The organism is Polyangium sp. 15x6 (assembly GCF_029960785.1).
In the GTDB taxonomy this organism is placed as follows: domain Bacteria; phylum Myxococcota_A; class Polyangia; order Polyangiales; family Polyangiaceae; genus Polyangium.
The window spans coordinates 82087-97032 of the sequence record NZ_JASBQE010000001.1 but is presented as its reverse complement, the minus strand read 5'-3'; the positions used below and the strand labels follow the sequence as shown (position 1 = coordinate 97032).

The 14946-nt window shown below is 70.1% G+C and carries 12 protein-coding genes; 11 read left to right on the top strand and 1 reads right to left on the bottom strand.

Going from position 1 to position 14946, the window contains the following annotated elements:
- Positions 1-79: 79 nt before the first annotated feature.
- From QHF83_RS00355 to ftsH, 6 genes are all read left to right on the top strand, one after another.
- On the top strand, positions 80-2794 hold the full coding sequence (locus QHF83_RS00355; RefSeq protein ID WP_282415703.1) for a serine/threonine-protein kinase: 2715 nt from the start codon (positions 80-82) through the stop codon (positions 2792-2794).
- A 12-nt stretch (positions 2795-2806) separates the two neighbouring features.
- Positions 2807-4201 (top strand): sigma 54-interacting transcriptional regulator, encoded by a 1395-nt coding sequence (locus QHF83_RS00350; protein WP_282415702.1) that lies wholly within the window; start codon positions 2807-2809, stop codon positions 4199-4201.
- 196 nt (positions 4202-4397) lie between these two features.
- The gene (locus QHF83_RS00345; protein WP_282415701.1) at positions 4398-4943 is read left to right on the top strand and encodes an AgmX/PglI C-terminal domain-containing protein; all 546 of its coding nucleotides are present in this window, start codon (positions 4398-4400) and stop codon (positions 4941-4943) included.
- Positions 4944-4989: 46 nt separating this feature from the next.
- Positions 4990-6843, top strand: a complete 1854-nt coding sequence (locus QHF83_RS00340; protein ID WP_282415700.1) for an FG-GAP-like repeat-containing protein — start codon at positions 4990-4992, stop codon at positions 6841-6843.
- Positions 6844-6892: 49 nt separating this feature from the next.
- Positions 6893-7207 (top strand): hypothetical protein, encoded by a 315-nt coding sequence (locus QHF83_RS00335; RefSeq protein WP_282415699.1) that lies wholly within the window; start codon positions 6893-6895, stop codon positions 7205-7207.
- 112 nt (positions 7208-7319) lie between these two features.
- Entirely contained in the window at positions 7320-9221 is a 1902-nt protein-coding gene (gene ftsH, locus QHF83_RS00330; RefSeq protein ID WP_282415698.1) for an ATP-dependent zinc metalloprotease FtsH, read from the top strand.
- Here the strand turns inward: ftsH and QHF83_RS00325 are convergent.
- Positions 9116-9616: a hypothetical protein gene (locus tag QHF83_RS00325; RefSeq protein WP_282415697.1), complete on the bottom strand. Its 501-nt coding sequence runs from the start codon at positions 9614-9616 to the stop codon at positions 9116-9118. The genes ftsH and QHF83_RS00325 overlap by 106 nt on opposite strands.
- 162 nt (positions 9617-9778) lie before the next feature.
- Here QHF83_RS00325 and QHF83_RS00320 point away from each other — a divergent pair, with 162 nt between their 5' ends.
- From QHF83_RS00320 to QHF83_RS00300, 5 genes are all read left to right on the top strand, one after another.
- Positions 9779-10543, top strand: a complete 765-nt coding sequence (locus QHF83_RS00320) for a class I SAM-dependent methyltransferase (protein ID WP_282415696.1) — start codon at positions 9779-9781, stop codon at positions 10541-10543.
- A 135-nt stretch (positions 10544-10678) separates the two neighbouring features.
- Entirely contained in the window at positions 10679-11158 is a 480-nt protein-coding gene (locus QHF83_RS00315) for a chemotaxis protein CheW (RefSeq protein ID WP_282415695.1), read from the top strand.
- Positions 11155-12651 carry a protein-glutamate O-methyltransferase CheR gene (locus QHF83_RS00310; protein WP_282415694.1) on the top strand — a complete coding sequence of 499 codons (1497 nt, stop codon included), beginning with the start codon at positions 11155-11157 and terminating at the stop codon, positions 12649-12651. The genes QHF83_RS00315 and QHF83_RS00310 overlap by 4 nt, the downstream gene beginning before the upstream one ends.
- A 27-nt stretch (positions 12652-12678) precedes the next feature.
- A complete protein-coding gene (locus QHF83_RS00305) occupies positions 12679-14154 on the top strand; it encodes a CHASE3 domain-containing protein (RefSeq protein ID WP_282415693.1) in 1476 nt (491 codons plus the stop codon).
- A 184-nt stretch (positions 14155-14338) separates the two neighbouring features.
- Positions 14339-14929: a chemotaxis protein CheW gene (locus QHF83_RS00300; protein ID WP_282415692.1), complete on the top strand. Its 591-nt coding sequence runs from the start codon at positions 14339-14341 to the stop codon at positions 14927-14929.
- Positions 14930-14946 lie beyond the last annotated feature (17 nt).

Sequence of the window (14946 nt, the reverse complement as noted above, 5' to 3'; positions counted from 1 at the left end):
AGGCCGCTGCCGAAAGATTCGGCGAGTATACCAAAAAGATACCTCGGCTCCGAGAGCTTGTGCACAATGCGACGGCTCGATGCTAGCCGAGAACACGGTCTTCGCCGGACGTTACCGGATCGTACGTCGAATCGCGGCGGGCGGTATGGGCGAGGTCTACGAGGCGCAGCACCTCGAGACCGATCGGCCTTCGGCGCTCAAGGTGATGCTGCCGCACGTGGCCGAGAGCGCGGCGCTCCGCGAGAGGTTCCGGCTCGAAGCGCGCGCCGCGGCGCTCATCGAGAGCGCGCACGTCGTCGAGGTGCTCGACGCCGGCGTCGATGAAGCGACCGAGAGCCCGTTCCTCGTGATGGAGCTGCTCCGCGGCGAGGACCTCGGTCGCAGGAAGTCGCGGCTCGGGCGGCTGCCACCCGAAGAGGTCGCGACGTGGATCACGCAGACCGCGCGCGGGCTCGATGCGCTGCACGCCGCGTCGATCGTGCATCGGGACCTCAAGCCTTCGAACCTGTTCGTCGCGGAGCGCGCGGGCGAGGCGCCGCGCATCAAGCTGCTCGATCTCGGCGTGGTGAAGCGCGTCGCCGAGACGGCGGGCACGACCTCGGCCGTGGGGACGCCGTTCTACATGGCGCCCGAGCAGCTCCGGAACGGCAAGGTCGGTCCGAAGGTGGACGTGTATGCGCTCGGCATGGTGGCGTATTCGCTGCTCGTCGGGCGCGAGTACTGGGCCGACGAGGCGCGGGCGTCGGAGAACACGCTCTCGTTCGCGCTGACGACGCTCGACGGGCCGAAGGAGCCTGCCTCGGAACGCGCGGCGAAGTCCGGCGTCACGCTGCCCGCCGCGTTCGACGCGTGGTTCGCGCAGGCGACGGCGAAGGAGGCCGAGGATCGTTTCCCGAGCGCGGGCGCGGCCGCCGAGGCGCTCGCGCGCGCGCTCGACGTGAAGGCGGAGAGCGCGATGCAGGCGGCGCCGGAGCCGCCCGCGCGCGCGGCCTCGCGGGAGGCGGAGACGGTGCCCGAGGTCGCGCCCGCGCAGGAGCGGACGCGAACGCTCTCGCTCGGGGGCGAAGAGAAGATGGCCCTGCCAAACCCGCAGGTCGTCACGGTTCCGGAGGCCGCGGCGGTCTCGCAGGCGCCCGCGGAGGGGCCGAAGGCGCAGAAACGCGCGCTCGGGCGGAGGGTCGCGACGGCGGTCGGGATCGCCGTGCTCGCCTTGAATACCTGGATGCTCCTGCGACGAACGTCGGAGGCCCCCACGCCGCCGCCTTCGCCCGCGCCGCGCGCGATCGTCGAGGCGGTCCAGTGCGCGGCCGCGACGATCACGGGGCCGGGCGCGACGGAAAAACTCGCCGACGCGCTCGGAAAAGGCGCCTGCGCGCGCCTCGCGGTCGAGCTCGGCGTGGTTTGGAAGAACGAACCCGGCACGCAGCTCGACGTGAACGCGGAGATCGGCGAGGGGAGCACGACGGTCACGCTCTCGATCGCCGGAAAGAAGGCCGAAGGCAAAGGCGAGACGCCGATCGCCGCGACGAACGCCGCGATCCAGGCGCTCCTGCCGGCGCTCGGCCGGCCGGCTCCGTCGAAGGAGCACCTCGTTTGGTGGGGTGTATCGGACGCGGAGAGCGCGCGCCGGATCGAGCGCGTGGTGCGGCGGCGCGCCTTCGGCTTCGCGGAGTGGGACGGCGTCGAGACGGAGGCGCTCGTCCAGACAGACCCGGGCTCGGCCGTGGCGCACGCGCTCCTCGCGTGTGATCTTCGGCGCAAGGGAGAGTCGGCACGAGCCTCGGCGGCAAAGGAGACCGCACTCGGGCGGCTCGGGAGTTTATCCAAGGGTCGCGCGACCCTGCTCGAAGGTGTTTTGAGGACGTACGTTCATCCCGCCTCGGAGGCGGAGACCGAGCGTGGCGTGTCGCTCCTGATCCAGTCGTACGGCGAGCTCGCGGAGGACCCGGATTTCGCGGCGCTCTACACGTCGTGCGGGTGCATCGTGACGGATCAGACGCTGCCGATGGCCGACTGGCTGGCGAAACGCTGGCCCACGATGGCGCTGCCGATCCTGCGCTGCGCGTTCCCCGCGGTGGACGACGACGATCCGCGGTTTTCACGTTTCCTTGGCTGGATGGGCGCGGTGCTGCCGGAGATGCGGGGCCGGTGGACCGAACGACTGCTCGAAGCAGGCCGCATCGAGGAGGCGCGCGAGGCGGTCGAGATCCGTGGCGCGCTCGGCGTGGAGACGGCGACGCGCGCGGAGATCGCCCGGGATCGAGCGTACGTCGCGTTCGCCTCGCTCGACGGGCGGGCGGCGATCGCGACCGCGGAGGAGCTGCTCGGCGAACCCGATCCCGAGGCGAACCACGAAGGCGCCACGTTGCGCATCGGCGCGATGCTGCTCTCCGGCCGCGTGGACGACGCCCTCGCGGCGTGGAAGCTCGAAATCGGGCGGCAGAAGGCCCTCGGACGCGAACAACGAGCGGAGGCGCTCGCCAAGGACGAGCTCCGCATCCGTCGCTTGCTCGGGCGCGAGAAGGGAGACGCGCGCGCTGCGGAAGGCGAGTTCGAAGCAGCCCTCGCCCTGGAAAAGCGCGGTTCGAAGAAAGAAGCGGAGGACGCGTACCGGGACTGCCTCGTGCAGCCGTGGGACGCGCCGTTCGACGCGATCGCGGCGCGCGTCCGGCTCGCGGAGCTCTTCCGCGCGGCCGGAAAGACGGACGATGCGCGCGTGCTCGACGCCGCCGTGGACAAGGCCTGGGCCGGGGCGGATCCGGGCCTGCGCGACATCGTTCGCCGCATGAAGTAAAACGGCTCTCGCATGACGAGCAGCGACACGAAGACGCTCTCGCCGACGAGAGACGCGGGCGGCGATCGCGCGGCCATTCGCGCGCCGCTCCTCTTGCTCTGCCTCGAGAGCCACCGCCCGTTCGCCCCCGCCGCGCGCCTCTCGCTCGCGGGGCTCGACGAGGTCGCCCTCGGCCGCGGCTCCGCGCGATCGTTCGAACGCGTAACATCGCGGAAGCTCGCCGTGCGCGTCGACGACGCCTGGATGTCCACGAACCACGCGCGGATCGGAAAGGTCCTCGGCCGCTTCACGATCGAGGACAGCGGCTCGAAGAACGGGACACGCGTGAACGGCGAGCCCGTCACGCGCGCGGCGCTCGCCGATGGAGATCTGATCGAGCTCGGCCGCACGTTCTTCGTGTTCCGCGAGGGACTCGAGATCGCGCCCGAGGATCCGCCCGTCGTCGAGGTCGCATGGGACAAGGCGAAGGCGCCAGGCCTCGCGACGCTCTTGCCCTCGCTCAGCCGCGCGTACGAGACGCTCGCGGTGATCGCGCGGGCGACGCTCCCGATCCTCGTGACGGGCGAGACGGGCACGGGCAAGGAGGTGACGGCGCGCGCGATCCACGCGCTCTCGGGGCGGCCGGGGGCGTACGTCGCGGTGAACTGCGGCGCGCTGCCCGAGTCGCTCGTGGAGGCGGAGCTCTTCGGCCATCGGCGCGGCGCGTTCTCGGATGCGAAGGAGGATCGGCCGGGGCTCGTGCGCGCGGCCGATCGCGGCACCTTGTTCCTCGACGAGATCGGCGAGCTCCGGCCGCCCGCGCAGGCCGCCCTCCTCCGCGTGCTCGAAGAGCGCGAGGTGCGGCCGATCGGGGCGACTTCGCCGGTGAAGGTCGACGTGCGGTTCGTCTCGGCCACGAACCGCGGCCTCGAACGCATGGTGGAGGCGGGCACGTTCCGCGCGGACCTCTTCCATCGGCTCGCGGGCCATCGCATCGAGCTCTTGCCGCTGCGGGAGCGTCGCGAGGACCTCTGGCTCGTCGCGGCCTCGCTGATCGAGCGTCACGCGGGGGCCGAGGCCGTGCGCGCTCGGCTGCACCCGTCGGCGGCGCGCGCGATGTTCGAGCATGCGTTCCCGGGCAACGCGCGCGAGCTCGAGAAGGTGCTCGGCGCGGCGCTCGCGCTCGCGGGCGGGGGCGAGGTCACGCTCGACCACCTCCCGCCCTGGGCGCGCGACGAAGCACCCGCGGAGGAGTCCGCGGCGGCGAAGGACCACGAGGGCGAACCTTTGCGCGAGGAGCTCGTGCGGCTCTTCCGCGAGCACAAGGGTAACGTCTCGGCCGTGGCGCGCGCGATGGGCAAGGCGCGGATGCAGGTGCAGCGCTGGATGAAGCGGTACGGGATCGAGCCGGACGCGTTCAAGAAGTAGGGGTGCAACCGGTGCAACGGGTGCAACAGGGGGTGCAACCGGTGCAACCGCCACGGGCAGCCGGAAGCAGACGTGTTTCAGAGAGCCAGGCCACGAATTCCCGCGCCACGGGGCCCGTTTGGGCATGGCACGCCCGCTGCAATGGCTCCTCGACGAAGCCAACGACAACCCCGGCTGAAATCGAATGGAGGTTCCCATGACGACGCTCAAGCACTCGATCCTCTCGCTCACGATTGGTCTCTTCTCGGCGATGTTCATCGGCGGCTGCGCGGCCGAGGCGGCGGGAATCGACGAGAACACGACGGCGGAGGCGGTCTCCGAGTCGGGCAACGCCAAGAAGGGCGATTATGGTTATGAAATGAAAGACCTCCGCCTCGTCTCGGGCGAGGCCGTGCCCGCGGCGGACGCGGTGACGGCGGATGGGCGCGTCGCTCCGGAGGAGATCCTGCGCCAGGCGAACGCGAAGATCCCGGCGCTCCGGGCCTGTTATGCGGAGGCGCTGAAGAAGGATCCGGGCCTCGGCGGCAAGGTGATCGTCCGGATGCACGTGGAGAAGGACGGCACGGTGAGCTCGTCGCGCGTGAGCGGCGGCTCGATCGGCGACGCGGCGCTCGGGAGCTGCCTCGCGAAGGAGCTCGGCTCGATGACGCTGCCGGCCGCGACGAAGGGCGCGCTCGAGGTGTTCTATCCGATCGAGCTCGACCCGGCGGATCTCGCGCCGAGCGCGCCCGCCGGCGCCTGATGCCCGAACGCTCGACATCGGGGCGCGTGCCGCTACCCTGCGCGGCATGCGCCCTCGATTTTCAGCTTGCCTCACTCTGCTTACCCTCACGAGCCTCCCGGTCGCCGCGGCCGCGGCGCCGATCTTCGTCGAAAGGACGGAAAACCTCGGCTCCCCGCAGCCCTGCGCCGCCTCGAACGAGGGTTGCTATTCCCATTACGTGCTCCTCGTCGACCTCGACGGCGACAATGACCTCGACGCCGTGTTCGCGAATGGCGGCGGGTATTACACGCCGTCCACGACTGCGCCGCTCGCGGCGTACCTCAATGACGGCACGGGCAAATTCCAGGAGGTCGGCGGGACCTCGTTCGGGGGTTTTTCCGGGCGCGTGCGGCAAATCGCGGCCGCCGACGTGGACGGCGACGGGGACGTCGACCTTTACGCGCCGGATTCGTACGGCATGCAGCCCGACGCGCTCTTCGTGAACAACGGCCAGACGCCGCCCCTGTTCACGAACGAAGGGGCCGCGCGGATCGGCACGTCGTCGCGCTCGGCGGGCGCGCGGTTCGGCGACCTCGACGGCGACGGGGATCTCGACCTCGTCTCGACGGATTGGGGGTCTGATCCGCCAGACTCGGCCGGCACCGCGCGGATCTACCTCAATGACGGGGCCGGGGTTTTTCAGGAAAAGGCCGAGGCCGTGCCGCAAGGGACGCAGGCGATCGGCACGGGTCCGATCGACGCGGACCTCGTCGACGTGGACGGCGATTTCGATCTCGACCTGCTCCTCGCGAGCCGCAAGGGTGAATCGCTCTTGTTCCGGAACGACGGCACGGGCACGTTCGTCGACGCGAACGGCGACCTGCCGGATCAGCCGGGCCCGTACGTGTACGGCCCGGACGCGTGTGACATCGACGGCGACGGCGACCTCGATCTGTGGCTCGACAACGGCGCGGCGAACCTGCACGAGCAGCTCCTCGTGAACGACGGGAAAGGCGTCTTCACGGACGAAACGGCGGCGCGGGTCGTGGGAAACATCGGCGCCGACGACAACGAGGTGCAATGCGCGGACATCGACGGGGACGGCGATTTCGACGCGGTGATCGCGTCGCTTTCAGGGAACGAGCGGGTCCTCGTGAACGACGGCACGGGCCATTTCACGCTGCTCGCCGGCTCGTTCCCCACGGAGAATGACGCCACCCTCGGGCTCGATCTCGGTGACGTGAACGGCGACGGGATCCTCGACGTCATCACGGCGCAGGGCGAGTTCGGGGACTTCCTCAATCGGCTTTATTTCGGCGTGTCGCCGCAGCCGATCGACACGCAGCCGCCGGTGATCCGCGCCGTCGAGGCGCTGCCGAGCGGAATGCCCGGCGGCGAGCGGGTCGTGCGGTTCGCGGTGAGCGACGTTTCGACGACGGACGCGGGGCCGCGGCTCACGAAGGCGTTCGTCGAGCTGGAGGACGCGGGCGGCGTGGCGGTCGCGCAATTCATCGGGGGTGATCTTTTCCGCGCGACGTTCGTGGCGCCGGGAGACGCGACGGTCGTGTATCGCGCGTGTGCCGAGGATCGGAAGGGAAACAAGGCGTGCAGCGCGTCGCAGAGCTTCACGACCGGAAACGGGAGCGGCAGCGGCGGCGCAGGCGGCGCAGGCGGTAGCGGCAGCGCGGGCGGAAATGGCGGCGCGGGCGGCAGCGGCGGCGGGAACGGTGGAATGGGCGGTGCTGGCGGCACGGGCGGCACGGGTGGCCCCGACAAACCCGACCTCGTCGTCGACGATGAGGGGGGATGCGGGTGCCGGATCCCCGGATCCCGAGGGTCCGAGGGCGGCGCGCTCGGTCTCGCCGCGCTCGTTTTCGGCTGGCTCCTCCGGCGTGGAATCTCCCGTGACCACCGCGCGGTGTCACGCCAAAAACGTTGAAATCGAGCGGCGGGTCGCGCGCGTGGCGCTCTTCTGGTACGCTCGGACCATGAAGAACTTGCTCCTGTCCTCGATCCGCCCGCTCTTCCTGCTCGGCTTCCTCACCGCGGCCCTGCCCGCGTGTCGCACCGACGCCGAGGCCGTCTGCGACCTCAAGTGCGAATGCGAGGGCTGCAGCGTCTCGCAGCTCGACGACTGCTACCGTCACATCGACAACGAAGGAATCGAGGCCGACCGCCGCGGCTGCGTCGATTACTGGGACGAGCTCCAGGCCTGCGAGTACGACACCGGCCGCTGCGGCGGCGCGGATTGGTCGACGAGCTGCAAGAACGAAAAGGAGCGCTGGGACAACTGCAGGAAGTGACGCGCGCACGCCCGCTTCCTCGCATGGCCCTGGCCGCTCCCTGTACGCGGAAAGAAAGCGTGGGCGCAAGCGGGTTGCTGGGGCGCCTCGTCGTCTCCATGCCCCCCTCGGAATGCCCGAGGTCAACCCGAAACCACGCGCGTGGAGCTGGCTTTTCTATGCGTTCCTGATCCTCGCGGCGCTCGCGTTTTCGGGCGTCTTCGGGCCCACGGGCGCGCGCACCGTGCCCTACGACGAGGCCGTGCGGCTCGTCCAGGAAGGGCGCGTCGAGTCCGCCTCCGTCACGGCCGATGACGTCGTCCTCCGGCTGAAGGCGGAAGGCCCGCCCCCCGCGGAGACCACGAAAAAGCCGCCGAGCTTCCTGCCCGCGCCCTCCCCGAAAGGCGAGGAGGTGCGCACCGGCCGCATCCCCGGCATGGAGCGCGAGCCGCTCGTCGAAGCGCTGCTCACGAAGGACGTCGCCGTCGACGCGCGGCCCTCGCGCACGCCGTTCTGGGTCATGGCGCTCTGGTGGATCATCCCGCTCGTCGTCATCAATCTCCTGTTCTTCGCGGCCTTCCGACGCGGGGCCGGCGGCGGCGTGGGCGGGCCGCTCGGGCTCACCCGCGCGAGGACGCGGCTTTACGACCGCGCGGCGCGCGAGCCGGTCCGTTTCTCCGACGTCGCCGGCGTGGACGAGGCCAAGGCCGAGCTCATGGAGGTCGTCGACTTCCTCAAGCACCCGGCGCGTTACCGGGCGCTCGGCGGGCGGATCCCGCGCGGGATCCTGCTCGTCGGGCCGCCGGGGACCGGAAAAACCCTGCTCGCCCGGGCCGTCGCCGGTGAGGCCGAGGTGCCGTTCTTCTCGCTCAACGCGAGCGAGTTCGTGGAGATGTTCGTCGGCCTCGGCGCCGCGCGTGTCCGCGACCTCTTCACCGAGGCCCGGAAAAACGCGCCGTGTATCGTGTTCATCGACGAGATCGACGCCGTCGGCCGGAGCCGCGGCGGGCTCGGCGCGCTCGCGACGCACGACGAGCGCGAGCAGACGCTGCAGCAACTGCTCGCCGAGCTCGATGGCTTCGATCCACGCGCGACCGTCATCCTGATGGCCGCGACGAACCGGCCCGAGGTGCTCGATCCCGCGCTGCTCCGGCCCGGTCGCTTCGATCGGCAGGTGATCGTCGATCGGCCCGATCTCGCCGGGCGCGAGGCGATCCTCGCGGTGCACGCGCGGCGCTTGCCGCTCGGGGGCGACGTGGACCTCGGCGCGGTCGCGCGGCGGACGCCGGGCATGGCCGGCGCGGATCTCGCGAACATCGTGAACGAGGCCGCGCTCGCGGCGGCGCGACGGGGCGGCACCGAGATCACGCACGCCGATTTCGAGGACGCGCTCGACCGCGTGCAGCTCGGTTTGCGCCGCCGCGGCATCATGATGACGCCGGGCGAGCGGCGTCGCGTCGCCGTCCACGAGGCGGGACACGCGCTCGTCGCGCTCGCCTTGCCCGAGGCCGATCCCGTGGAGCGGGTGTCGATCGTGGCGCGCGCGATCTCGCTCGGCGTGACCATCCAGGTCCCACGCGACGAGCGCCACGTGCTCACGGAGTCCGAGCTCGAGACACGCGTGATGGTGCTGCTCGGCGGCCGCGCGGCGGAGGAGCTCTGCCATGGCTCGCCGTCGACGGGCGCGCACGACGACCTCGGGCGGGCGACCGCGCTCATGCGGGAGATGATCACGCGCTTCGGGATGAGCCGGCGGCTCGGGCTGCCCGCGCTCGCGCGGAACGTGGGCTCGCCGCTGCTCGGCGTGACGCAAGAAGAGCGGCTCTGCAGTGACGAGACCGCGCGCGAGATCGACGAAGAGGTGCGCGACCGACTCGCCGAGCTCTTCGGTCGGGCCAGGGCCTTGCTCGAAGCCCGGCGCGCGGGCCTTCAGGCCGCGGCGGAGGCGTTGGTCGCCCGCGAGACCTTGACCGGCGCCGAGCTCGCGCGCATCGCGGACGAGGCGGCCGCGCGCGAACGGGCGGGCGCGGCCTGACCGCGGAGGGCTGGGACGAGCCCTGCGATGCCGAGGGCGAGGAGCGGGTATCCCGAAAGGATGAAGGCCGAATCGCCGACGAGGAAACCACAAACGAGCATCATCAGCACGATGCACATGCCGACCTGCGCCTTGTCGCTGTAGGACAGGCGTGGATCGAGGACCGCGAGGCCGACGGCGACGACGCTCGCCCCGACGGAGCCGATGGAGCCGGCGATCATGACCCCGAGTCCGCCGCGGCCGATGATCACGGCGGCGAGCCCGAGGGCCGTGAAGACGCTCGCGAGGACGAGGTCCTTTCGGGACGAGCTCCGCGAGGCCTGCTCTTCTCCCACCGATTCCATGCGCTCCATGAACGTCCCCACGGTGCACCTCGCGTGCCCGGCCGGATCCATCGGTAAAACCCTCGACCGGATCCCCGCGCGCCTCGCGCAAATGGCGGAAAGCTCACGCTACGGAAGGCGCGTGGATTGCGTGCTACGCGCATGCTTTGCGTTTCGAATACGGTTAGAGGGCTGTTACCGTTACGCAACGAAAGGCGTTCGAGGGAGCTTGCAATGTCGATGCCCGATCATGTCGCGAAGAACCAGGAGTACTGGAACCGAATCGCTGGTGAATACCAGCAGCAACACGCCGAGCAGCTCGGCATCAAGGAGCCGACCTGGGGCGTGTGGGGCATCCCCGAGCGCGACCTCCGGATCCTGGGCGATGTCGCGGGCAAGGACGTGCTCGAATTCGGCTGCGGCGCCGCGCAGTGGTCGGTGGCGCTCGCGCAGCGCGGGGCGCGCATGACGGGGCTCGATCTCTCCTCCGAGCAGCTCCGCCACGCGCGCGCGCTCGTCGAGCGGGAGGGTGTTTCCGTGACGCTCGTGCAAGGCAGCGCCGAGGCGGTGCCGCTGCCGGACGCGAGCTTCGACCTCGTGTTCTGCGATCACGGGGCGATGACGTTCGCCGACCCGCACAAGGCCGTCCCGGAAGCGGCGCGGCTCCTGCGCCCGGGCGGGATGTTCATCTTCAACATGGCGACGCCGCTGCTCTACCTCGTCGTCGACAAGGCCACGGATCTCGTGGTGCCCGCGCTCGTGAACGATTACTTCGACATGAAGCCGTGGGAGGATCTGGACGGCGCGACCTCGTTCCAGCTCCCGTACGGAGAGTGGATCCGGCTGTTCCGGCGCTCGGGATTCGTGGTCGAGGACCTCGTCGAGATCCGGCCGCCCGCGGACGCGAAGACGACCTACGAGGGATATGTGCCGCTCGAATGGGCACGAAAGTACCCGGCCGAGCACGTGTGGAAGGTGCGGCGCGAGCCTGCGCGATGAAGTGAAACGGCATCACGCCGACACTTCACCAGCCATTCGCGGTTTCGCACGGGGATCGTCGATGTTTTGACGGGGGAAAGCGCGGGATGACCGCTTTACAAGGGCTGTCTTCGCGTGCGATGGAGAAAGAAAGCCATGGAAGAACCCACGGGTCGACGCACCTTTTTGCTCGTCCGGGCGCGCTCCTGGGTGTGCGCGTTACCCGCGTCGTCGGTCGTCGAGACGATGCGCCCGCTTTCGATCGACCCCGTCGCGAACGCGCCGCGCTTCGTCGTGGGCCTCTCCGTGGTCCGCGGCGAGGTCGTTCCGGTCGTGTCGTTATCGTCCGTTCTCGGTGGCAGCGAGCGAGCGGAAGCGCGGCGCCTCGTGCTGGTGCGAGCGGGCGAGCGGCGGATGGGGTTGCTCGTGGAGGACGTGGTGGGCACCGAGGAGTTCGACGAGAAGCGCCTGGAAGCGCTGCCGCCGCTGCTCGGCGCGGCGCTGCCCGCGGAGGTCGAGCGCATGGGCTCGCTCGATGGGCAGGCGCTCGCGGTGCTGGACGCCGCGCGCCTGCTCCCGGCGGACGCGTTCGCCGCGCTCCCAGACGCCGCTTCCCTCTCCGCCGAATCACGATGAACGCCCCGCGTGACGCCAAGGGCATCGAGGACCTCATCGAGGCCCGCTTCGGCCTCGCGCCCTCGGCGTTTCAGCGCGACCGCATCGAGATGATCCTCGGCGAAAAGCCGATCAAGAGCGGCGGGCCGATTCCGCTCGAACGCCTGGTCGAGGCGGTGACGGTCGGCGAGACCTATTTCTTTCGCGAGCCCATGCAAATCGACGCGCTCGTGCGACGGGTGCTCCCCGAGCGCGCGCTCGTGGGGCCGCGGGGGCGGAAGCTGCGTATCCTCTCGGCGGGCTGCTCGTCCGGCGAGGAGCCGTATACGATGGCCATCGCGGCCGAGGTGACCACGCCGGAGCTCTCGCCGCTCCTGTCGATCACGGGGCTCGATTTGAACGGGGCCGCGATCGAGAAGGCGCGGCGGGCGCGTTATTCGCCCTGGGCCGTGCGCGGGGCCTCGCAGCAGATCCGCGAGCAGTTTTTCAGGAAAGACGGCGAGACGTTCGTGCTCGATCCGCGCATCCAGAGCCGCGTGACCTTCGAGGAGGGCAACCTGCTCGACGTGCTCGCGCGCGTGCCGGAGGCCACGTACGACGTCGTTTTTTGCCGCAATGTGCTCATTTATTTCTCGGAGCGCGCGCTCCACCGGGCGCTCGCGGCGTTTGTCCGGGCGCTCCTGCCGGGCGGGTATCTCTTCCTCGGCCACAGCGAGTCGCTCCGCGGGATCTCCGACGGCTTCGAGCTCGTGCACGAGCACGATGCATTTTATTACCGGTTGAAGAGCCCGAGCGCCTCGACGATCACGACGACGCCCGCGCTCTTGCCGCTCCCGCTCCCCGAGCCCCCGATGCGGGCGCCTTTGCCCACGCCGGAGGACGGCGCGTTCTCGTGGGCGGAGGAGATCCAGCGCTCGACGGAGCGGATCGCCCGGATCGCGGAGACGCGGGAGGCCGAGGATGCGGCGAGCGTGGCCGAGGCGCGGGCGGCGGAGACGCCTTCCGCGCTCGCGCGCGTGCTCGATCTGCTCGAAGCGGAGCGGCACGACGAGGCGCTCCTCGTGGTCTCGGCCGCGGGTCCGGGCGCGCCGCCGGAGCTCGAGCTTTGCCGGGCGGCCATTTACGGCGAAAAAGGGCGATTGCGGGACGCGGAGCGCGCGCTCGGCGCCTTGCTCGCGCGGGGGCAATGCGAGACGGGGGCACATTACCTGCTCGGGTTGCTCCGCGAGAACGAGCGCGACATCGAGCGGGCGGCGTGGCATTACCGCGAGGCGAAGCGGCGCGATCCGCGCTTCTCGCTGCCGCATTTGCGGCTCGGCATGGTGCTCCGGCGCGGGGGACACGGCGCAGAAGCGCGCGTGGAGCTCGAAAAGGCGCTCGAGCTGCTCGAGCACGAGGAGCGCGCGAGGATCGTGATGTTCGGCGGGGGGTTTCGCAGGGAGGTGTTGCTCGAGCTGTGCAAGGCCCAGCTCGGTGCGCTGGGTATCCCGAAGCGAGACCCGACACCCGTGTGATCGGATGGGAAAAGGGAGGCGGGCTTCGTGAGCAAATCATGGACGGTCGGGCAGCAAATCGCGGCGGGATTCTTGCTCCCGCTCCTCATCCTGATCGCGCTCGGTGCTTTTTCGTATCGGAGCACGCAGCGGCTCCTCGCGACCAGCGAGGCGGTCACGCACGCGCACGAAGAATTGACGGGTCTGTCGAGCTTCCTCGCGGCGCTCGACGAGACCGAGACGGGCAAACGCGGATTCGTGATCACGGGCCGCGAGGATTTCCTGCAGCCTTATCACACGGGTAGAAAAGGCGTCGGCATCGAGCTCCGGCAGCTCGAAGAGCTCTTCAGCGACGACTCGGACCAGAAAGACCGCGTCAAACAGCTCCGGCCGCTCGTGGAGGAGCGCATGCGCGAGATCGACGAGACGATCGAGGCGCGCAGGACGCAGGGGTTCGAGGCCGCGGAGAAGATCGTGGTCGAAGGCAATGGCCCGAAGGTGATGGATAAGATCCGGCGCGTCGTGGCCGAGATGAAGACTCACGAGCAGAAGCTCCTCACCGAGCGCAACACCGATGCGAAGCAGGCCGCCGCGTGGCTGAGCCAGATCCTGATCTTCGGCACGCTCGCGGCGGTGTTCATCGTGGCGGGCATCGCGGTGCTCCTGACCCGCGGCCTCGGAGCGCGGATCGGCGCGGCCGTGCAGCACATCCGGAGCGCGTCGGCGGAGCTCGAAGCGGCCGCGACCCAGCAGGTCCGGGGCTCGAAAGGCCAGGTCTCCGCGGCGACCGAGGTGAGCACGACGGTGCGCGAGCTCGTGACGACGTCGCGGCAAATCTCGGAGAGCGCGCAGCGGGTCACGCAGGTCGCGAGCGAGACGGCGCTGGCCGCGAGGGGCGGCAATCACACGGTCGAGGGCGCGCAGGAGGCAATCGAGACCGTACGGCGGCAGGTCGATCAAATCGTCGCGCACATGCTCGATCTGGGGCGGAAATCGCAGGAGATCGGCGGGATCCTCGACATCGTCTCGGAGCTCAGCGAACAGACGAACATCCTGGCGATCAACGCGACGATCGAGGCGGTCAGCGCGGGCGAGACGGGGCGGCGGTTCGGGGTCGTGGCGGGCGAGATCCGCAAGCTCGCGGATCGCGTGGGCGGCTCGGCGAAGGAGATCCGCCGGCTCATCGAGGAGATCCGGGCCGCGGCGAACACGACGGTGATGGCCACCGAGGACGGAGCAAAGGCCGTGGAGGCGGGGACGCGCCGGTTCGGCGAGGTGGCGCAGAGCTTCCGCCGGATCGTCGAGTACGTGGGCTCGACCGCCGAGGCGTCGCGGGAAATCGAGCTCAGCACGAAACAACAAACGAGCGCGATGGAGCAGGTGGCCTCCGCCATTGCGGACGTCGCCCAGACGGCGCGCGAAAGCGAGGCCGGTTCGTCGCAGACATTGAACACCGCCTCGCAGCTCTCCGGGTTGTCCGGAGACCTCGTGCGTCTCATCCGCAGAGAGGAGCAAGCTGCGTGATTCCGGGCCGATCGTCCCGACTGCATGGGCCCATGGCCCACGGAGCCCGGCCATTGAAATCGGCGAGGCGGGCCGCGCGCGAGAGAAGCACGAAACGAGCGGGATCGTACGGGGGCGAACGATTGTGCGGGCCCCAGGGTTCGTGCTATGTTCATGATTATTTTTCCGGGGTCGAGGGGGCTCGATGAACGGTCGTTCGCAGGAATGGGACAGGTCGGGCGACGGGGCTCCGGTTTCCGCGCCCGCCATTGCAGCGGAGCGACACGTCACGGATCTGCGCCGCGCATTCGACGCGTCGTTCGCCGCGCCGCCTCGCGACGCCGAACGATCCGGTGAGCTCGTCCTCGCCATTCAGGCGGGCGGACAGGGCTACGCGATCCGGCTGTCCGATATCGACGGCGTGCACGAGTGCCGCAAGGTCGTGCCGCTGCCCGAGGCTCCGCCGGGCCTGCTCGGGCTCACGGGGATCCGCGGCCGGCTCTTCGCCGTGCACGCGCTCGGGGCGCTGCTCGGCCTGCCGACGTGGAATGAGAAGCCGCGCTGGCTGCTCATCGCGGGGGGCGACGAGCCCATCGCCATCGGCGTCGCGTCGATCGAGGCCTGCCTCGAAGTGAGCCCCGCCGATCTCGTGCCCGTCGATTCGGCGAAGGAGGGCGAGGCGCACGTCCGCGAGTTCGTGACGCTCGCCGGGCAAGCGCGCGGGGTGCTCGTGCTCGAATCGCTGGTCGCGCGGGCATTGAAGCGGGCCGGAGAGCGCCGCGAGGGCGCGTCGTGAGCGAGCCCCGGGAGAAG

What these genes read in the sequence shown, in the direction of transcription:
- QHF83_RS00355 (WP_282415703.1), top strand. Translation starts at nt 80, where the DNA reads ATGCTAGCCGAGAACACGGTCTTCGCCGGACGTTACCGGATCGTACGT.
- QHF83_RS00350 (WP_282415702.1), top strand. Translation starts at nt 2,807, where the DNA reads ATGACGAGCAGCGACACGAAGACGCTCTCGCCGACGAGAGACGCGGGC.
- QHF83_RS00345 (WP_282415701.1), top strand. Translation starts at nt 4,398, where the DNA reads ATGACGACGCTCAAGCACTCGATCCTCTCGCTCACGATTGGTCTCTTC.
- QHF83_RS00340 (WP_282415700.1), top strand. Translation starts at nt 4,990, where the DNA reads ATGCGCCCTCGATTTTCAGCTTGCCTCACTCTGCTTACCCTCACGAGC.
- QHF83_RS00335 (WP_282415699.1), top strand. Translation starts at nt 6,893, where the DNA reads ATGAAGAACTTGCTCCTGTCCTCGATCCGCCCGCTCTTCCTGCTCGGC.
- ftsH (WP_282415698.1), top strand. Translation starts at nt 7,320, where the DNA reads ATGCCCGAGGTCAACCCGAAACCACGCGCGTGGAGCTGGCTTTTCTAT.
- QHF83_RS00325 (WP_282415697.1), bottom strand. Translation starts at nt 9,616, where the DNA reads ATGGATCCGGCCGGGCACGCGAGGTGCACCGTGGGGACGTTCATGGAG.
- QHF83_RS00320 (WP_282415696.1), top strand. Translation starts at nt 9,779, where the DNA reads ATGTCGATGCCCGATCATGTCGCGAAGAACCAGGAGTACTGGAACCGA.
- QHF83_RS00315 (WP_282415695.1), top strand. Translation starts at nt 10,679, where the DNA reads ATGGAAGAACCCACGGGTCGACGCACCTTTTTGCTCGTCCGGGCGCGC.
- QHF83_RS00310 (WP_282415694.1), top strand. Translation starts at nt 11,155, where the DNA reads ATGAACGCCCCGCGTGACGCCAAGGGCATCGAGGACCTCATCGAGGCC.
- QHF83_RS00300 (WP_282415692.1), top strand. Translation starts at nt 14,339, where the DNA reads ATGAACGGTCGTTCGCAGGAATGGGACAGGTCGGGCGACGGGGCTCCG.